An 18,242-nucleotide genomic window follows, 5' to 3' on the forward strand; every position below is an offset into this window, starting at 1 on the left:
GGGGCAGGTCCTTCGAAGGACCTGCCCCACTGCCGTACGCGTGTGCCGGAGGGTCAGACCGTCTCGGCGACCTTGGCGCTGTCGTCGTCCGCCGCGGGCTTCGGCGCCGCCGCCGGGCCCGCGCCGCGGAGCGTGACCTCCTTGACGAAGAAGGCGAGGGCGAAGCCGAGGACGGCGACGGCCGAGGCGAGCAGGAAGGCGCCGTGGGTGCCGGTGGCGACCGCGTGCTGGTAGGCCTCGCGGAGCGCCGCCGGCAGCTTGGCGAGGCTGGCCGCGTCGAGCTGGGCGGTCCGCTCGGTCAGCCCGGATCCGCCGCGGGCCGCCATCTCGTCCTGGACGCGGCTGGTGAACAGCGCGCCCATGATCGCGACGCCGAAGGAGGAGCCGAGCGTCCGGAACAGGGTGGTGGAGGAGGAGGCGGCGCCCATGTCCTTCATCTCCACGCTGTTCTGGGCGACCAGCATGGTGATCTGCATGAGGAAGCCCATGCCGGCGCCGAGGACGGCCATCCAGACCCCGGAGACCAGGCGCGAGGTGCCGGTGTCCATCGTGGAGAGCAGGAAGAGGCCGACGACCATGAGGGCCCCGCCGACGATCGGGAAGACCTTGTACTTGCCGGTGCTGGTGGTGCCCCGGCCGACGACCAGCGAGACCACCATCATCGACAGCAGCATCGGCAGGAGCAGCAGACCGGAGTTGGTCGCGGAGGCGCCCTGGACGGACTGCTGGAAGATCGGCAGGTAGAGGACCGCGCCGAACATCACGAAGCCGGTGATGAAGCCGATCAGGGACATCAGGGTGAAGTTGCGGCTGCGGAAGATGTGCAGCGGCATGATCGGGTCGCTCGCCCGGGTCTCGACGAAGAGGAACGCGGCGAGCGCGGCGGCTCCGCCGACGGCGAGGCCGACGATCGTGGCCGAGCCCCAGGCGTACTCCGTACCGCCCCAGGTGGTGACGAGGACGATCGCGGTGATGCCGGCGGTCAGCAGCCCGGCGCCGAGGAAGTCGATCCGGGTGCCGGTGGCGCGCTGCTTCTTGGGCAGGTGCAGGACGGTGGTCACCATGGCGAGGGCGACGATGCCGAGCGGCAGGTTGATGTAGAAGGACCAGCGCCAGCCCCAGTGGTCGGTGATGGTGCCGCCGACGAGCGGTCCGCCGATCATGGCGAGGGCCATCACACCGGCCATCATGCCCTGGTACTTGCCGCGCTCGCGGGGCGGGATCAGGTCGCCGATGATCGCCATGACGCCGACCATGAGGCCGCCGGCGCCGAGGCCCTGGATGGTGCGGAAGCCGATGAGCTGGCCCATGTCCTGGGCCATGCCGCTGAGCGCCGAGCCGATCAGGAAGATCACGATCGAGGTGAGGAAGACGCCCTTGCGGCCGAACATGTCGCCGACCTTGCCCCAGAGGGGGGTGGAGGCGGCGGTGGCCAGGGTGTAGGCGGTGACGACCCAGGAGAGGTGCTCCAGGCCGCCGAGCTCGCCGACGATCGTCGGCATCGCGGTGCCGATGATCATGTTGTCGAGCATCGCGAGCAGCATCGCGATCATGAGGGCGAGCAGGACGACCCGGACGCTGCGCGCAGGTGGTGTCTCCTCCTCGGCTGCCTTGACTGTCTCGTTCGTCGCCATGTCGTTCCCTTACTTGCCGCCCGGCTAGTTACTACACTGGGGACGGTAGACGCGGAACTAGCCGGTCGTCAAGTAAGTAAGTGTGGAAGCGAGAGACCATGGCCCAGGCCCGAGGCAACACCCGCCAGCGCATCCAGGACGTGGCCCTCGACCTCTTCGCCGAGCAGGGCTACGAGAAGACCTCGCTGCGCGAGATCGCCGAGCGCCTCGACGTCACCAAAGCCGCGCTCTACTACCACTTCAAGACCAAGGAAGACATCCTCATCGGGATCTTCGAGGACCTGACCCGACCCATGGACGAGCTGATCGCCTGGGCCGAGGGACAGCCCCGCACCCTGGAGACCAAGCAGGAGGTCCTGCGCCGCTACCAGGTGGCGCTGCGCGCGGCGGAACCCCTCTTCCGCTTCATCCAGGAGAACCAGGCCACCGTGCGCGAGCTCAGCGTCGGCCTGACCTTCAAGGAGCGGATGCTCACGCTGAGCGACCTCATCCAGGAGCCGGACCTCCCGATGACGGACCGGGTCCGCTGCGTCAGCGCGATCTTCACCCTGCACGCGGGCACGTTCTTCATGCAGAACGTCGAGGGCGACCCCGAGGACAAGCACGGAGCCGTCCTGGAGGTCGCCCTCGATCTGATCAGCCAGGCCTACTCGGCCCACTGAGGCGGGGTCGGTCAGATGCCGACGCCGTGGGACCGCAGGAAGGCGGCCGGGTTCACGGCGGAGCCGTAGTTCGGGGTCGTACGGATCTCGAAGTGCAGGTGCGGGCCGGAGGAGTTGCCGGTGTTGCCCGAGAGGGCGATCTGCTGGCCGGCGGCGACCTTCTGGCCGATGTGGACCTTGATCTTCGACAGGTGGGCGTACTGCGAGTACGTGCCGTTGGCGTGCTTGACGACGATCGCGTTGCCGTACGCGGGGCCGTCGCCGCCGCCGTTCGGGCCGGCCTTCACGACGGTGCCCGCGCCCGCGGCCTTGACCGGGGTGCCGACCGGGACGGCGAAGTCCTGGCCGGAGTGCTTGTGGGCCCACATGGCGCCGCCCTGGTTGAAGCTGGCGCTCAGGGAGTACGAGCTGACCGGCTTGACCCAGGAGGCGGCCTTCTTGGCCGTGACGGCCTTCTTCGCGGCCGCGGCCTTCACCGCTGCGGCCTTCACGGCCGCGGTCTTCGCGGCGGCGGCCTTGGCGGCAACGGCCTTCGCCTGGGCGGCCACCTGGGCCTGGGTCTGGGCCTGGGCCGCGACGGCGGCGGACGCGGTCGTGGCGATCGAGCCGACGGCCTTGCCCTCGGCGGCGAAGGCGGACCCTGCTCCGGCCACCAGCGACGCTCCCAGACCCGCGGCGGCGAGGGCGACGGCGGCGGTACGGGTGGCGGGGTTCATGACGCGCTTCGACATACGGGGGAAAACCTCCGGGAAGTACGGGACCCGACGCGAACGGTGCGCTGCGTCGGGCTTGCTCATCCTTGGTAACCCGGACCCCCGCCAAGCCCAAAACACCCCATCTACGACATAGCGTCGTAGCGATCTCCCCCGGAGATCGGCTCTTGACGGCCTTGCCTTCAACTCCTGAAACCGGACATACCGGCACAACGGAAACGGTTTATCCGCACGTCGCGAGGGGCCGGAACCGCCCGAAAGGCCGCGTGGCGCCCGGTTCGGACCGCTACGGGACCAACGTCCCGGCGCTTGATCCCTAAACGTCCCGAATCACCACCAAACGTCGCCACTATTCCACTTAGTACCCCTCGAAACGCCTGTGCGCCTTGTCACCAGCCGACCGCCCCCAATGGGACCTGGGTCACGCAACCGACCCACCGGAAACGCCGTCCCGCACTACGCTGGCCGATTCGGTGATCTTCGGGGGGACACACATGGACGCGGCACTCATCGGCACCCGGCTCGCCTCGGCGGCGATCAGCCCACTCCTGAAGAAACTGCTGGTCAGCGACGCCCCCGGGGCCGGCCTCACCGGAAACGCGCCCAAGGTCAGGCTCTCCGGACTCGTCTCCTTCCGCGGCGAGAAGCGCACCCTCACCGAGAAGGACGTCCGCAAGCTCGCGGCGACGCTGGTCGAGCGGTCCCGCGACGACGGCGGCGAGGCGCCCTTCCCCGCCGACGAGACCGAGGCCCTCGCCCACACCCTCGGAACGACCCTCCTCGCCCTCGGCGACCTCGACATGGACGACGTCCAGGCCGTCCGCCTCGGCCACCAGGCCCTCGCCCGCCGCCTCCGGGCCGCCGCCCCCGCCCCCGACGGCCTCTCCACCGACTCCGTCCGCTACCTCGAATCCCTCACCGAGTGGGCCTGCCTCCACATCCTCGACTTCTTCACCCAGCGCTCCACCTTCATCGCCCGCAGCCTCGTCGAACAGACCCGCGGCCAGACCGAGCTCATCGCGAAGCTCGACGAGCTCATCCGCCGCACCCCCCGCCCCGACGGCCGCGACACCGCCTTCGAACGCCGCTACCTCGACCACCTCGCGAAGAAGCACGGCCGCCTGACGATCTACGGCATCGACCTGCACCACTCGCCGGACGACTGGCCACTGGACCTCGCCTACCTGTCGCTGGAGGCGACCGGAGCCGATGCCGCGCTCAGGACACTCGACGGGGCCGGGCGCCTCCTGCCCCAGCAACGGGAGCACGCCGCCCCCGTCCGGGCCGACCTCGCCCTCGCCCGCCACGACAGGATCCTGCTGCGCGGCCTGGCCGGGTCCGGCAAGACCACGCTCGTCCAGTGGCTGACCGTCTCGGCGGCCACCGAGGGCCGGACGGACGGCATGGGCTACCTCCGCGGCCGCGTCCCCTTCGTCCTCCCGCTGCGCACCCTCACCCGCCACGGCGAGCGGCTCCCCGCCCCCGGCCACTTCCTCGCCGCCGCCGGCTGCCCGCTCGCCCCGCCCGACGGCTGGACCGACCGTGTCCTCGCCTCCGGCCGGGGCCTCGTCCTCGTCGACGGCATCGACGAGATCCCCGAGGCCGAGCGCGGCCGGGCCCGCGCATGGCTCCGCGACCTCCTCACCACGTACGAGGGCAACCGCTGGCTCGTGACCTCCCGGCCCACCGCCGTGGGCGACGACTGGCTGGCCCGGGACGGCTTCACCGAACTGACGCTCGCACCCATGACCCGTACCGAGGTCACCACGTTCGTACGCCGCTGGCACTGCGCCGCCGGGCCCGGTGCCGCCGCGTACGAGCAGCCCCTCCTGGACGCCCTCCGCACCACCGAGCACGTCGCCCAGCTCGCCACCAACCCCCTCATGTGCGGGCTCATCTGCGCCCTCCACCGCGACCGGCACGGCTATCTGCCCCGGGGCCGCAAGGCGCTCTACGAAGCCGCCCTGTCCATGCTCCTCTCCCGCCGCGACCGCGAACGGGACATGGGGACGCCCTACGGGATCACCCTCGACGAGGCCCCGCAGATCCAGCTGATCCAGCGCATCGCGTACTGGCTGACGCTGAACGGCCGCACCCAGATGGACCGCGCCCACGCGAAGGGGATCGTCTCCGACGCCCTCCCCTCGATCCAGGAGGCCGCGGCGTACGACCCGGACACCGTCTTCACCCATCTGCTCCACCGCAGCGGCCTGCTGCGCGAGCCGACACCGGACACCGTCGAATTCGTCCACCGCACCTTCCAGGAGTACCTGGCGGCAAAGGCGCTGGTGGAGCACTGGGACATCGGCGTGCTCATCCGGCACGCGGCGGACGACCAGTGGGAGGACGTCGTCCGCATGGCCGTGGGCCACGCCAGACCGCGCGAATGCGCGGAGATCCTGCACGAGCTGCTCGCCGCCGCCGACGCGACCCGGGACCGGACGGTACGCCTGCGGCTCGTGCTGCTGGCGGCGACCGCCCTGAGCCACGCCACGGAGGTGGCCACGGACATCCGCGAGGACGTCCTGCGGCGCACCGCCGAGGTGATCCCGCCCCGCACGCCCCGCGAGGCCCGCGAACTGGCCGGTGTGGGACCCATGGTCCTCGGGCTGATGCGGGGGCCTGAGGACCCGCAGCGCCTGTCGGAGGCCCTCATGTCGGTGATCACCATGACCTGGATCGGGGGCGAGGCCCCCCTCCCCTACCTGGCGCGCTACGCCACCCACCCCTCCCTGGCGGTCCGCTCCCAGGTGATCTGGGGGTGGCACCGGTTCGAGACGCGCCTCTTCGCCGAGGAGGTCGTCGCCCGTCTCGACCCGACCGACCTCGACTTCACCGTAGGCAAGGACGACGAAGCCCTCGAACTGGAACGCCTCGACCTCCACCCTCCCCGGCTGAGCATCGGAGTGAGCGTGTCGGACGACCAGGCGTCCGCCCTCCTCGCACGGTGCACGCCCACCCATCTCCAGCTGGGGAGGTCCGGTTCCCCGGCCCGCCTCCTGGCCTCGCTGGACCGGCTGACCACCCTGAATCTCAACCTGGTTGCCGGTGCCACCTGGTCGGTCGCGGACCTGCCCGCATCGGTGCCGCTCGCCGCGCTCGACGTGTCCTGCTGGCCCGCGGACGGACTGCGCGATCCCGAGCGTCTGCGCCATCTGACAACGCTGGACGTGACCAGGGCTTCGGCGCTCACACCCGAGCAGTGGCGCGAGCTGTCCGCCGTCCCGGCCCTGAAGATTCTCAAGATCGACGCAGAGGACCTGCCCTGGTGCCCGGACGACGTGGTTCTGCCAGGGATCGAGGAACTGACCATGATGCACGACGACGATTCCGGCTTCGCACTGCTCGCCCGGATGTTCCCCTCCGTGCAGAGCATCGAGCTGGACTCCCACGCCGACGAGGGCGAGGCCATGGACATCGAACCCTTCTCAGACCTGCCCCTGCTGACGACCGTGTTCAGCAACGGCCCCCTGGCGGGCCAGGAGTACCTCCCCGACCGTGTGCGGTTCGTCGACCTGAAAGGGCGGCCGATAGGCGCGTGACCGTCCTCGGCCCATGGCAAAGGGGCGGCCCCGGAACCAGATGGTTCCGGGGCCGCCCCTTGGTGCGGCTGTGCCTTACGCGTCCTTCGAGAGGTTCGGGCCGGTGCCGCCCGTGGTCTCGATGGGCGGGGCGTCGGGGAGGGCCGTCTTCTCCTCGCCGCGGAAGGTGAACTTGCGCTCCTCGCCGTCGCCCTCCGTGTCGACGACCACGATGTGACCGGGGCGCAGGTCGCCGAAGAGGATCTTCTCCGACAGCGTGTCCTCGATCTCGCGCTGGATCGTCCGGCGGAGCGGACGGGCGCCGAGCACCGGGTCGTAACCCTTCTTGGCGAGCAGCTCCTTCGCGGACTGGGAGAGCTCGATGCCCATGTCCCGGTCCTTGAGGCGCTCGTCGACGCGGCCGATCATCAGGTCGACGATCTGGAGGATGTCGTCCTGCGTCAGCTGCGGGAAGACGATGATGTCGTCCACACGGTTGAGGAACTCGGGGCGGAAGTGCTGCTTCAGCTCGTCGCTGACCTTCGCCTTCATCCGCTCGTAGTTGGACTTCGTGTCGCCCTGGGCGGCGAAGCCCAGGTTGAAGCCCTTCGAGATGTCCCGGGTCCCGAGGTTGGTGGTCATGATGATGACCGTGTTCTTGAAGTCCACGACCCGGCCCTGGGAGTCGGTCAGGCGACCGTCCTCCAGGATCTGGAGAAGGGAATTGAAGATATCGGGGTGGGCCTTCTCGACCTCGTCGAAGAGGACGACGGAGAACGGCTTGCGGCGCACCTTCTCGGTGAGCTGGCCGCCCTCTTCGTAGCCGACGTATCCGGGCGGCGAACCGAAGAGACGGGAAACCGTGTGCTTCTCGCTGAACTCCGACATGTCGAGGGAGATCATCGCGTCCTCGTCGCCGAAGAGGAATTCGGCGAGGGCCTTCGAAAGCTCGGTCTTACCGACACCGGACGGACCGGCGAAGATGAACGAGCCACCGGGCCGCTTCGGGTCCTTCAGACCGGCACGCGTACGGCGGATGGCACGCGAGAGGCCCTTGACGGCGTCCTTCTGGCCGATGACGCGCTTGTGGAGCTCGTCCTCCATGCGGAGCAGGCGGCTGGACTCCTCCTCGGTCAGCTTGAAGACCGGGATGCCGGTGGCGGTCGCGAGGACCTCGGCGATCAGCTCGCCGTCGACCTCGGCCACGACGTCCATGTCGCCGGCCTTCCACTCCTTCTCGCGCTTGGCCTTCGCGGCGAGGAGCTGCTTCTCCTTGTCGCGGAGCGAGGCGGCCTTCTCGAAGTCCTGCGAGTCGATCGCGGACTCCTTGTCGCGGCGGACGCCGGCGATCTTCTCGTCGAACTCGCGGAGGTCCGGCGGCGCGGTCATCCGGCGGATGCGCATCCGGGAGCCGGCCTCGTCGATCAGGTCGATCGCCTTGTCCGGGAGGAAGCGGTCCGAGATGTACCGGTCGGCCAGGGTCGCGGCCTGGACGAGGGCCTCGTCGGTGATGGAGACCCGGTGGTGGGCCTCGTACCGGTCGCGCAGACCCTTGAGGATCTCGATGGTGTGCGGCAGCGACGGCTCGGCGACCTGGATGGGCTGGAAGCGGCGCTCGAGGGCCGCGTCCTTCTCCAGGTACTTGCGGTACTCGTCGAGGGTGGTCGCACCGATGGTCTGGAGCTCACCACGGGCCAGCATCGGCTTGAGGATGCTGGCGGCGTCGATCGCGCCCTCGGCGGCGCCCGCACCCACGAGGGTGTGGAGCTCGTCGATGAACAGGATGATGTCGCCGCGGGTGCGGATCTCCTTGAGGACCTTCTTCAGGCGCTCCTCGAAGTCACCGCGGTAGCGGGAGCCGGCGACCAGCGCGCCGAGGTCCAGGGTGTAGAGGTGCTTGTCCTTGAGGGTCTCGGGCACCTCGCCCTTGACGATGGCCTGCGCGAGGCCTTCGACGACGGCGGTCTTGCCGACGCCGGGCTCGCCGATGAGGACCGGGTTGTTCTTGGTGCGGCGGGACAGCACCTGCATGACCCGCTCGATCTCCTTCTCGCGCCCGATGACCGGGTCGAGCTTGGATTCGCGGGCCGCCTGGGTGAGGTTCCGGCCGAACTGGTCGAGGACCAGGGACGTCGAGGGCGTGCCCTCGGCAGGACCGCCGGCCGTGGCGGCTTCCTTGCCCTGGTAGCCGGAGAGCAGCTGGATGACCTGCTGTCGCACCCGGTTGAGGTCGGCGCCCAGCTTCACGAGGACCTGGGCGGCGACGCCCTCGCCCTCGCGGATCAGGCCGAGCAGGATGTGCTCGGTGCCGATGTAGTTGTGGCCGAGCTGGAGGGCCTCGCGGAGCGAGAGCTCCAGGACCTTCTTGGCGCGAGGGGTGAAGGGGATGTGCCCGGACGGGGCCTGCTGCCCCTGCCCGATGATCTCCTCCACCTGCTGGCGGACCGCCTCGAGCGAAATCCCGAGGCTCTCCAGGGCCTTAGCGGCGACACCCTCACCCTCGTGGATAAGGCCCAGAAGGATGTGCTCGGTGCCGATGTAGTTGTGGTTGAGCATCCGGGCTTCTTCCTGAGCCAGGACGACAACCCGCCGCGCGCGGTCGGTGAACCTCTCGAACATCGTTAATCGCTCCTCAGAGCGGTCAGTCAGTTAGGGGTCGATCCCCTCCCTGTCCTTCCGCAGCTTAGTCCCGCAAGCGGGGACCGCTCATTCCAACTGCCGACATCCGTCCGGATCACCCCCTCTTCCGCGGGGAGACCTGCTGCCGAACAGCCGACAAATGCTCCAACCCGATGGTGCGAGACGATGTTCCCGCAGGCCAAGTAGTTACCCGCGCCTTCACTACGCCGATGGCGAACGTGAGACGCCGAAGCCCGCGAGTCGCCCCTCTCCACTAGGAATGTCTTACCCGTAAGGACTGACACTCCATGCGGCGCACCCCGGTTCCCTCCGCTACCAGCGAACACCCTTGCGCGGTCGAATGCACGCGTACGCCCCATCACGGACACCTTGCGCGTCCGAAGGGGGACCGACCGTCACCGCGGGGCCGCCGGAGGCGTAACCAACACGCCCTCGCGGGAGTTCCCCGGGTATGGCCCTCACCGTCCCGCTGCCCCGCACGCCGATCGACGGCGGCATCGCACGGTGGTACGAGGACGGGCTCGGCTGGGCGACGGTGGCCGGTCCGCCGGTGCAGCTCGTCACGGGGCTGCGGTTCGACGTCCTGGAGCTGCCCGCCGCGGCCGGCCGGGGCGTGCTGCGCCGGATGGGCGCGGCAACGGGTCCGGTGGCCCTGATGGGGCGCCGGATGCGGCTGCTCGTGGCCGCGGGGAGCGCGGAGGAGCTCCCGGGACTGCTCGACTGGCTGGAGTGGGGCGGGATCTCACTGGATCTCGCCGCGCTGGGCGCCGACGGCCGGATGGCCGCGCCCCTTCCTCCGGGGCGCGGCGACTCCGGCACGCAGGGCGCCGCCGTGTGGCTGCGGGCTCCCGTGCCGGGGCACGAGGTCGAGTCCTCGCTGCCGGCCCTGCGGTCCGCGCCGTGGGGCGGTGCGGACGCCCCCTGCCTGGTGCGTCTCGTGGCCGCCGCCGCTGCGGAGTGCCACCGGGTGCGGCTGCTGAGTGCCCGCACCCGTGGGTCGGCGGCTCAGCAGCTGTCGCCTCAGCGGTTCGCGTCCTCGTAGGCCGCCTTGACGGTGGCGGGCACGCGACCGCGGTCGTTCACGTCGTAGCCGTTCTCCTTGGCCCACGCGCGGATCTTGGCGGTGTCGGGGCTGCCGGCCGCGACGCGGCCCTTGCCACGGCCGCCCGTGGTGCGGCCACCGGTGCGACGACCACCCGCGGTGTACGGCTCCAGCAGACCGCGGAGCTTTTCGGCGTTGGCGGTGGTGAGGTCGATCTCGTAGGTCTTCCCGTCCAGTGCGAACGTCACCGTCTCGTCCGCTTCGACGCCGTCGAGGTCGTCGACAAGAAGGACCTGAACCTTCTGTGCCACCGGATTTCCTTTCATCGAAAATGCAGTACGCGGAAAGGAAACCGCTTTTCCCGGAAAAACACAAACCCCTGGCAGAGGTTCAGAACCCCGGCAACGCGGGAAACGTGCGCGATTCGGACATAGGGTTACAGGTGCAGAAGCATCCGGCTGTTGCCCAAGGTGTTCGGCTTCACTCGTTCGAGACCGAGGAACTCGGCGACTCCCTCGTCATAGGAACGCAGGAGCTCGCTGTAGACATCTCCGTCGACCGGGGTCTCGCCGATCTCGACGAAGCCGTGCTTCGCGAAGAAGTCGACTTCGAAGGTCAGGCAGAATACCCGCCGCACCCCGAGCCATCGGGCCGTGTGCAACAACTTGTCCAGCACCTGATGTCCGACGCCGGCTCCCTTGAACTCGGGATCGACGGCGAGAGTGCGGACTTCGGCGAGGTCTTCCCACATCACGTGGAGGGCGCCGCAGCCGACGACGGTGGCGTCGTCGTCGCGTTCCGCGACCCAGAACTCCTGGATCGACTCGTAAAGGGTCACGGTCGCCTTGTCGAGCAGGATGCCGCGCTGCACGAAAGGATCGACGAGACGGCGGACCGCGGCGACATCGGTGGTGCGGGCCCTGCGGACGGTGACGGCTTTGGCGGAGGCGGCCGGGAAGGCAGGCGTCGACATGGGGGGACGCTATCGCTCCCCGCCCCCGGTTCCGTCGGCGCCCTCCTCGGGCGGGGTGGCCTGCGGGGTGTCGCGCTGGACGATTCGGATGGCGTCGTTCAGGGCTTCGCGCTGGTCCTGCGACATCATCCCGAAGAAGGCGACGAGTGCGGCGGCCGGGTTGTCGCTCTGGGCCCATGCCTCGTTCATCAGGGCGGCCGAGTAGGCGGCCCGGGTGGAGACCGCGGTATATCGATAGGCACGGCCTTCGACTTCGCGGCGCACCCAGCCCTTCTGGTGGAGATTGTCCATGACGGTCATGACGGTCGTGTAGGCGATGGACCGTTCCTGCTGGAGGTCCTCCAGAACTTCCCGGACGGTCACCGGGCGGTTCCATTGCCACACGCGCGTCATGACGGCGTCTTCGAGCTCTCCCAATGGACGGGGCACAACGTCACCTTAGTGCGCAAAGAGCCAATTAACGGCCATTGAAGGAAGGAAACGAAGCAAAAGGGATGCACGACCTCGAAGGGTCGCACGTCCCGGGTGCTGCGGTGGCCGCCCCGGAGGGCGGCGGCCTCAGGAGGCGGTGGTGCCGTCCGCCTGGCGGGCGGCCTCGGCGCGGGCGAGCGCGGCGTCCACGACCGCGTCCTCCTTGGCCTTGTTCGGGCCGCCCTGGCTCTTGACGATCGTGACGACGAGGCCGATGAAGAACGCGGCCATCACGACGGGGGGCAGGAGCGCGGATACGTAGTCCATGACGACCAGGGTAGCTATCCGGCGACCCGCTCCTCGGGCGGGGGCGGGGGTACGGGGCGGCGGCGCGGCGGGAACACCTCGGAGGGCTTGGGCACCGGGCGCTCCGCCGGAACGGGCGGGGTGGGCTTGGGCTCGTCGGCCGCCGCGCGCCCGCCGGGGAGCGCGAGCAGGCGGGCCCGGGGCGCGCCGGACGCCGTGGCGGCGGTGGTCTGGGAGACCCGGGCCAGGCGGGCGCGTACGGAGCGCTCCGCGAGGATCCGGCAGCGGGCCAGCAGCTCGGCGGCCTCCGCGTTGCTCCGCAGCGCGCGCAGGGCGGCGAGGTCGTCGGCCGCGGGGTCGTAACCGGCGACCAGGGCGCCCCTGAGGAGTTCCAGGTAGCCGCCGAGCGACCCGGGCAGCGCCTCGCGGTAGCGGGCCAGGTCGTCCAGGAGGAAGGCGCGCAGCCGGCCGGCCTCGCGCACGGCCTCGTCCACGGATTCGGCCAGGAGCAGGCAGTCCTGGACGTCCTCGTCCTGGAGGGGGGCGGGGTGGAGGGCGGTGGCAAGGGCACGACGGAGCACACGCAGCTCGTCCGCGCTGAACGCCATGCCGCCGCGGGATCCGTATGGCGTGGGCATGGGCCGACACTACGCGCTAATCGGACAATTTTCCCTTAGCGATCATTCCGGCGCGCCGGAATGATCGCCCACCGCGACGCCCCCCGCGGCCCGCCGCCTCACATGCGGGAGACGTTCCGTTCGTACACCAGGCGCAGGCCGATCAGGGTCAGCCAGGGCTCGTGCTCGTCGATCTCGGCCGATTCGCCGAGGACCATCGGGGCGAGCCCGCCCGTGGCGATGACGGTGACGTCGGAGGGGTCGCCGTTCGGGCCGACGAGCTCGCGCTTCATGCGGGCGACGACGCCGTCGACCTGGCCCGCGTAGCCGTAGATGATGCCGGACTGCATCGCCTCGACCGTGTTCTTGCCGATGACGTTGCGCGGGCGGGCCAGCTCGATCTTGCGGAGCATGGCGCCCTTCACGCCCAGCGCCTCGACCGAGATCTCGATGCCGGGCGCGATGGCCCCGCCCGCGTACTCGCCGCGCGCGGTGACCGCGTCGTACGTCGTCGCCGTGCCGAAGTCGACGACGATCGCGGGACCGCCGTACAGCTCGACCGCCGCGGCCGCGTTGATGATGCGGTCCGCGCCGACCTCCTTCGGGTTGTCGGTGATGACCGGGACGCCCGTCTTGACGCCCGGCTCCACCAGGACCGCCGGCACGTCCCCGTAGTACCGGCGGGTCACCTCGCGGAGTTCGTGCAGCACCGAGGGGACCGTCGCGCAGATGGCGATCCCCTCGATGCCGTCGCCCAGCTCGACGCCGAGCAGCGGGTGCATGCCCATGAGGCCCTGGAGCAGGACCGCCATCTCGTCGGCGGTCCTGCGCGGGTCCGTGGAGATCCGCCAGTGCTCGACGATCTCCTCGCCGTCGAAGAGGCCGAGGACCGTGTGCGTGTTGCCGACGTCGATGGTGAGCAGCATCAGGCCCGCACCTCGCGCAGGTCCAGGCCGATGTCGAGGATCGGGGAGGAGTGGGTGAGCCCGCCGACCGCCAGGTAGTCAACGCCGGTCGCCGCGTACGCCGCCGCGTTCTCCAGGGTCAGCCGGCCCGAGGACTCCAGGACGGCGCGGCCCGCGACCAGGGCGACGGCCTCCTCGGTGTCGCCCAGGCTGAAGTTGTCGAGCAGGATCAGGTCGGCACCCGCGTCCAGGACCTCGCGGACCTGGTGCATCGTGTCGACCTCGACCTCGATCGGCACCTCGGGGAACAGCTCCCGCACGGCCTTGAAGGCCTCGGCGACGCCGCCGGCCGCCACCACGTGGTTGTCCTTGACGAGGGCCGCGTCGGACAGCGACATGCGGTGGTTGACGCCGCCGCCGCAGCGGACCGCGTACTTCTCCAGGGCGCGCATGCCCGGGGTGGTCTTGCGGGTGTCGCGGACCTTCGCGTTCGTGCCCTCCAGGGCGTCCGCCCACGCGCGCGTGGCGGTGGCGATGCCGGAGAGGCGACACAGGATGTTGAGCGCGCTGCGCTCGCCGGTGAGTAGGTCGCGGGTGCGGGCGGTGACGCTGAGGAGCGTCTGCCCGGCCTCGACGCGCTCGCCGTCCTCGACGTGCCGCTCGACCTCGAACTCGTCCGTGCAGACGATGGACAGGACGGCCTCGGCGACCCGCAGACCGGCCACGACGCCGGCCTCGCGGGCGGTGAAGTCGGCGGTGGCGACGGCGTCCTCCGGGACGGTCGCCACGGTCGTCACGTCGACGCCGCCGTCGAGGTCCTCGGCGATCGCCAGGTGGGCGATGTCCTCGACCTGGACGGGGTCGAGACCGGCCTCGGCGAGGAGCTCGGCGAGCGCGGGGTCGAGCCCGCACTCGAACTCCTCGCCCTCGCCGCCGCAACCGCAGCCGTCGCCGCAGCCACCGGCCTCGGAGGGGGCGCTGATCTGGATCAGAGGGACGTCCACGGGCTCGGGACGGGCTTCCTCGGGCGTGCTCACTTACGGCTCCCTGGGGGCGTCGACGGTGGGGGGAAAGTCGAAGGTGTCGGTGGTGCGGACGTCCAGGGTCCGCTCCGGCGTGAGGCGTACGACGAGGTGCCGGCGCCAGTCCGCGTCGTCGCGGTCCGGGCGGTCCTCGCGCCAGTGGCAGCCGCGGGTCTCCTCGCGGCGGCGGGCCGCGGCGACCAGGACCCGGGCGACGCACAGCAGGTTGGTGGTCTCCCAGGACTCCACACCGGGCTCGGCGGCCTTGGTGTCGTCCGTGCCGCCGGCCACGGCGTCGCTGTGCAGGGCGTCGAGGGCCTCGGCGGCCGTCCGCAGGCTGGTCTCCGAGCGGAGCACGCCCGCGCCGGCCGTCATCACCCGCTGGACGCGGGTCCGGGCGCCCGCCACCGGCAGCGGCAGGGTCACCGGCGCCGGGTGCGGCACCGGGGCGCCCGCCACGCGCGGCGCGGCGGCCGTGATGTCCTCGGCGATCCGCTCGGCGAAGACCAGGCCCTCCAGGAGCGAGTTCGAGGCGAGCCGGTTGGCGCCGTGGACGCCCGTACAGGCCACCTCGCCGCACGCGTACAGGCCGGGGACCGTGGTCCGGCCGCGCAGGTCGGTGCGGACGCCGCCGGAGGCGTAGTGGGCGGCCGGGGCGACCGGGATCGGCTCGGTCACCGGGTCGATGTCGTGCGAGCGGCAGGCGGCCAGGATCGTCGGGAAGCGCTGCTCCCACATCTCGGCGCCGAAGTGCCGGGCATCGAGGTACATGTGCTCGGTGCCCTGCTCCAGCATCCGCCGCGTGATCGCCTTGGCGACGATGTCCCGGGGCGCGAGCTCGGCCAGCTCGTGCTGCCCGAGCATGAAGCGGACCCCGTCGGCGTCGACCAGGTGGGCGCCCTCGCCGCGTACCGCCTCGGAGACCAGCGGCTGCTGGCCCTCGGAGCCGGCGCCGAGGAACAGCACCGTGGGGTGGAACTGGACGAACTCCAGGTCGGAGACCTCCGCGCCGGCCCGCAGGGCGAGCGCGACGCCGTCGCCGGTGGAGACGGCCGGGTTGGTGGTGGCCGAGAAGACCTGGCCCATGCCGCCGGTGGCCAGGACCACCGCGGGCGCGTGGACGGCGCCGACGCCGTCGTGCTGGCCCTCGCCCATGACGTGCAGGGTCACGCCCGCCGTACGGCCCTCGGCGTCGGTCAGGAGGTCGAGGACGAGGGCGTGCTCGATGAAGCGGACTCCCCGGTCCCGTATCGCCTCGACCAGGGCGCGGGAGATCTCCGCGCCGGTCGCGTCCCCGCCCGCGTGCGCGATCCGCCGGCGGTGGTGGCCGCCCTCGCGGGTCAGCGCGATCCCGCCGTCGGAGCTCTTGTCGAAGTCGGCGCCGGTCGCGATGAGCCTGCGGACGGCGTCCGGGCCCTCGGTGACGAGCAGCCGCACGGCGTCCTCGTCGCAGAGGCCGGCGCCGGCGACCAGGGTGTCGTCGAGGTGCTGCTCGGGGGTGTCGCCCTCGCCGAGCGCGGCGGCGATGCCGCCCTGGGCCCAGCGGGTCGAGCCGTCGTCGAGCCGCGCCTTGGTGACGACGACCGTGCGGAGTCCGGCGGCGGTGCACCGCAGGGCGGCGGTGAGACCGGCGACACCGGAGCCGACCACGACGACGTCGGCGTCGATGTCCCAGCCGGGCGCGGGGGCGTGCAGCCGTATTCCGGTCACTTGGCGGCTCCGAACGGGGTGGTTCCGGTCCCGGCGGTTCCGGTCCCGGCGGTCCCCGAGACGGGGGTCCCGAAGACGAGGGGGATGTTGTCGATCAGCCGGGTGGCGCCCACGCGCGCGGCGACGGCGAGGATCGCGGGCCCGACGTGGTCGTCGCCGACCTCGGTGAAGTCGGCCGGGTCGACGAGGGCCAGGTAGTCGAGGGCGAGCGGCGGCCGGACCCTGGCCGCGTCGTCGAGGACAGTGCGGGCCGCGGCCCGCACGGCCTCGGCTCCGCCGCGCTCCGCGGCCTGCGCGACCGCGTGGGCGTCGGCGGCCGCGCGGGCCTCGCCGAGCCGGGAGAGCCCCTCGGCGCGGTTCTCGGCCCGGCCCTGGGCGCCGGGCAGGGAGGCGGCACGCGCGCGCAGCGCCTCCTGGGCGGCGAGCCGGTCGCCGGCGGCGAACAGCGCGCGGGACAGCGCCAGCGCGGTACGGCGCTCCTCGGCCGACAGGTAGCGGTTGCGGCTGGACAGGGCGAGGCCGTCGGCCTCCCGGACGGTGTCCACGCCGACGATCTCGACCGGGAAGTTCAGGTCCTGGACCATCCGGCGGATCAGGGCCAGCTGCTGCGCGTCCTTCTGGCCGAAGAAGGCCAGGTCGGGTCCGGTGAGGTGGAGGAGCTTGGCGACGACGGTCAGCACGCCGTCGAAGTGGCCGGGCCGCGAGGCGCCTTCGAGGCGCTCGCCCATCGGGCCCGCGGTGATGCGGACCTGGGGCTCTCCGCCCGGGTAGACCTCGTCGACGGAGGGCGCGAAGACGGCGCTCGCGCCCGCGTCGAGGGCCAGTTCCAGGTCGGCGTCGAGGGTGCGCGGGTAGCGGTCGAGGTCCTCGCCCGCGCCGAACTGGAGCGGGTTGACGAAGACGGTGACGACGACGAAGCCCTCGTGGCCCACGCGCTCGCGTGCGGCCCTGATCAGGGTGGCGTGGCCCTCGTGGAGGGCGCCCATGGTCATGACCACGGCGGTACGGCCGGGCGTGCTCCAGTGGGCGACGGCGTCCCGGAGGTCCTCGACCGCGCGGAGCAGCTCCGCCGGCTGGTGGCGGACGGTCCGGCCGTCCTCGGCGCTCTTGCGGGCGAACAGGGTCATCGGTCGTCTCCTTGCGGCCCGTCTGCGGGGGTGGTGCTGTCGGCGGCGAGCACGCCCAGCAGGTCCTCGGCCAGTTCGGGCTTGAGCAGGCCGTGGGCGAGCGCCCGGTCGGCGGTCGTGCGGGCCATCGCCAGGTAGCCGGCGACGGTGCCGGGCGCGTGCTTGCGCAGCTCGGCGACGTGGGCGGCGACCGTGCCGGCGTCACCGCGCGCGACGGGGCCGGTGAGGGCCGCGTCGCCGGACCGCAGGGCGTTGTCCAGGGCGGCGCCGAGGAGGGGGCCGAGCATCCGGTCGGGGGCGGCGACGCCTGCCTTGTGGAGCAGTTCCATCGACTGCGCCACCAGGGTGACCAGGTGGTTCGCGCCGAGGGCCAGGGCCGCGTGGTAGAGCGGGCGGGCCTCCTCGGCGACCCATTCGGGCTCGCCGCCCATCTCGATCACCAGGGCCTCGGCGGCGAGCCGCAGCTCCTCGGGCGCGGTGACGCCGAAGGAGCAGCCGGCGAGCCGCTGGACGTCGACCGCGGTGCCGGTGAACGTCATGGCGGGGTGCAGTGCGAGCGGCAGGGCGCCGGCCCGGCGGGCGGGGTCGAGGACCCGTGCCCCGTACCGCCCCGAGGTGTGGACGATCAGCTGTCCCGGCCGTACGGCTCCGGTGTCGGCGAGGCCCTCGACCAGGCCCGGCAGGGCGTCGTCGGGGACGGTCAGGAGGACCAGGTCGGCGAGGGCGAGGACGCGGGCGGGCTCGACGACCGGGACGTCGGGCAGGAGGTCCGCGGCGCGGCGCCGGGAGGCGTCGGAGACCGCCGATACGGCGACGGGTCGGTGTCCGGCGAGCCGGAGGGAGGCGGCGAGTGCGGGGCCCACGCGGCCCGCGCCGACGACTCCGACGGTGAGCCGGGCGGGTCGGTCCTCGGCTCGGGGCTCTGGCGCTGCTGGTGCGTTCACGGTGGGGACGGCCTT

General features: G+C 71.5%; 16 protein-coding genes. 3 read left to right on the forward strand and 13 right to left on the reverse strand.

The window, feature by feature from the left end; genetic code table 11:
• Positions 1-53: 53 nt before the first annotated feature.
• Positions 54-1,634 carry an MDR family MFS transporter gene (locus ACFCY7_RS15780; RefSeq protein WP_376485157.1) on the reverse strand — a complete coding sequence of 527 codons (1,581 nt, stop codon included), beginning with the start codon at positions 1,632-1,634 and terminating at the stop codon, positions 54-56.
• A gap of 98 nt (positions 1,635-1,732) precedes the next feature.
• Here ACFCY7_RS15780 and ACFCY7_RS15785 point away from each other — a divergent pair, with 98 nt between their 5' ends.
• Complete coding sequence (locus tag ACFCY7_RS15785; protein ID WP_376485160.1) at positions 1,733-2,296, forward strand: TetR/AcrR family transcriptional regulator; 564 nt, start codon at positions 1,733-1,735, stop codon at positions 2,294-2,296.
• An 11-nt stretch (positions 2,297-2,307) separates the two neighbouring features.
• Here the strand turns inward: ACFCY7_RS15785 and ACFCY7_RS15790 are convergent, their stop codons facing one another.
• Positions 2,308-3,027 carry a M23 family metallopeptidase gene (locus tag ACFCY7_RS15790; RefSeq protein WP_376485162.1) on the reverse strand — a complete coding sequence of 240 codons (720 nt, stop codon included), beginning with the start codon at positions 3,025-3,027 and terminating at the stop codon, positions 2,308-2,310.
• A gap of 476 nt (positions 3,028-3,503) precedes the next feature.
• On the opposite strand from ACFCY7_RS15790, the gene ACFCY7_RS15795 reads away from it, so the two are divergent.
• Entirely contained in the window at positions 3,504-6,551 is a 3,048-nt protein-coding gene (locus ACFCY7_RS15795; protein WP_376485164.1) for an NACHT domain-containing protein, read from the forward strand.
• Between the two features lie 75 nt (positions 6,552-6,626).
• Here ACFCY7_RS15795 and ACFCY7_RS15800 read toward each other — a convergent pair whose 3' ends face one another.
• Positions 6,627-9,149, reverse strand: a complete 2,523-nt coding sequence (locus ACFCY7_RS15800) for an ATP-dependent Clp protease ATP-binding subunit (RefSeq protein WP_376485167.1) — start codon at positions 9,147-9,149, stop codon at positions 6,627-6,629.
• Positions 9,150-9,621: 472 nt separating this feature from the next.
• Between ACFCY7_RS15800 and ACFCY7_RS15805 the strand changes: the two genes are divergently transcribed.
• Positions 9,622-10,212 (forward strand): SCO3374 family protein, encoded by a 591-nt coding sequence (locus tag ACFCY7_RS15805; RefSeq protein ID WP_376485168.1) that lies wholly within the window; start codon positions 9,622-9,624, stop codon positions 10,210-10,212.
• Here ACFCY7_RS15805 and ACFCY7_RS15810 read toward each other — a convergent pair.
• From ACFCY7_RS15810 to ACFCY7_RS15855, 10 genes are all read right to left on the reverse strand, one after another.
• Positions 10,191-10,523, reverse strand: a complete 333-nt coding sequence (locus ACFCY7_RS15810; RefSeq protein ID WP_017240029.1) for an Lsr2 family protein — start codon at positions 10,521-10,523, stop codon at positions 10,191-10,193. The two genes, ACFCY7_RS15805 and ACFCY7_RS15810, sit on opposite strands and share 22 nt — an antisense overlap.
• A 125-nt stretch (positions 10,524-10,648) precedes the next feature.
• Complete coding sequence (locus ACFCY7_RS15815) at positions 10,649-11,185, reverse strand: amino-acid N-acetyltransferase (protein ID WP_376485171.1); 537 nt, start codon at positions 11,183-11,185, stop codon at positions 10,649-10,651.
• A gap of 9 nt (positions 11,186-11,194) precedes the next feature.
• The gene (locus ACFCY7_RS15820) at positions 11,195-11,614 is read right to left on the reverse strand and encodes a BlaI/MecI/CopY family transcriptional regulator (RefSeq protein WP_376485173.1); all 420 of its coding nucleotides are present in this window, start codon (positions 11,612-11,614) and stop codon (positions 11,195-11,197) included.
• Positions 11,615-11,743: 129 nt separating this feature from the next.
• Positions 11,744-11,923, reverse strand: a complete 180-nt coding sequence (locus tag ACFCY7_RS15825; RefSeq protein WP_376485175.1) for a hypothetical protein — start codon at positions 11,921-11,923, stop codon at positions 11,744-11,746.
• A gap of 14 nt (positions 11,924-11,937) precedes the next feature.
• Positions 11,938-12,510, reverse strand: coding sequence for a hypothetical protein (locus ACFCY7_RS15830; RefSeq protein WP_376485259.1), 573 nt, complete (start codon positions 12,508-12,510; stop codon positions 11,938-11,940).
• 128 nt (positions 12,511-12,638) lie between these two features.
• On the reverse strand, positions 12,639-13,445 hold the full coding sequence (locus ACFCY7_RS15835) for a type III pantothenate kinase (RefSeq protein WP_376485176.1): 807 nt from the start codon (positions 13,443-13,445) through the stop codon (positions 12,639-12,641).
• A complete protein-coding gene (gene nadC / locus ACFCY7_RS15840) occupies positions 13,445-14,461 on the reverse strand; it encodes a carboxylating nicotinate-nucleotide diphosphorylase (protein WP_376485178.1) in 1,017 nt (338 codons plus the stop codon). The genes ACFCY7_RS15835 and nadC overlap by 1 nt, the downstream gene beginning before the upstream one ends.
• On the reverse strand, positions 14,462-16,156 hold the full coding sequence (locus ACFCY7_RS15845; RefSeq protein ID WP_376485179.1) for an L-aspartate oxidase: 1,695 nt from the start codon (positions 16,154-16,156) through the stop codon (positions 14,462-14,464).
• Positions 16,153-17,283 carry a pantoate--beta-alanine ligase gene (panC, locus tag ACFCY7_RS15850; protein WP_376485182.1) on the reverse strand — a complete coding sequence of 377 codons (1,131 nt, stop codon included), beginning with the start codon at positions 17,281-17,283 and terminating at the stop codon, positions 16,153-16,155. Before panC ends, ACFCY7_RS15845 begins: the two co-directional genes overlap by 4 nt.
• A complete protein-coding gene (locus ACFCY7_RS15855) occupies positions 17,280-18,227 on the reverse strand; it encodes a Rossmann-like and DUF2520 domain-containing protein (protein ID WP_376485184.1) in 948 nt (315 codons plus the stop codon). The genes panC and ACFCY7_RS15855 overlap by 4 nt, the downstream gene beginning before the upstream one ends.
• Positions 18,228-18,242 lie beyond the last annotated feature (15 nt).

The sequence above is a fragment of the Streptomyces sp. NPDC056361 genome, assembly GCF_042262805.1.
Classification (GTDB): domain Bacteria; phylum Actinomycetota; class Actinomycetes; order Streptomycetales; family Streptomycetaceae; genus Streptomyces.

Bases quoted from the DNA above. Each gene is read 5' to 3' on its own strand.
- ACFCY7_RS15780 (WP_376485157.1), bottom strand. From the start codon at position 1,634: ATGGCGACGAACGAGACAGTCAAGGCAGCCGAGGAGGAGACACCACCT.
- ACFCY7_RS15785 (WP_376485160.1), top strand. From the start codon at position 1,733: ATGGCCCAGGCCCGAGGCAACACCCGCCAGCGCATCCAGGACGTGGCC.
- ACFCY7_RS15790 (WP_376485162.1), bottom strand. From the start codon at position 3,027: ATGTCGAAGCGCGTCATGAACCCCGCCACCCGTACCGCCGCCGTCGCC.
- ACFCY7_RS15795 (WP_376485164.1), top strand. From the start codon at position 3,504: ATGGACGCGGCACTCATCGGCACCCGGCTCGCCTCGGCGGCGATCAGC.
- ACFCY7_RS15800 (WP_376485167.1), bottom strand. From the start codon at position 9,149: ATGTTCGAGAGGTTCACCGACCGCGCGCGGCGGGTTGTCGTCCTGGCT.
- ACFCY7_RS15805 (WP_376485168.1), top strand. From the start codon at position 9,622: ATGGCCCTCACCGTCCCGCTGCCCCGCACGCCGATCGACGGCGGCATC.
- ACFCY7_RS15815 (WP_376485171.1), bottom strand. From the start codon at position 11,185: ATGTCGACGCCTGCCTTCCCGGCCGCCTCCGCCAAAGCCGTCACCGTC.
- ACFCY7_RS15825 (WP_376485175.1), bottom strand. From the start codon at position 11,923: ATGGACTACGTATCCGCGCTCCTGCCCCCCGTCGTGATGGCCGCGTTC.
- ACFCY7_RS15830 (WP_376485259.1), bottom strand. From the start codon at position 12,510: ATGGCGTTCAGCGCGGACGAGCTGCGTGTGCTCCGTCGTGCCCTTGCC.
- ACFCY7_RS15835 (WP_376485176.1), bottom strand. From the start codon at position 13,445: ATGCTGCTCACCATCGACGTCGGCAACACGCACACGGTCCTCGGCCTC.
- panC (WP_376485182.1), bottom strand. From the start codon at position 17,283: ATGACCCTGTTCGCCCGCAAGAGCGCCGAGGACGGCCGGACCGTCCGC.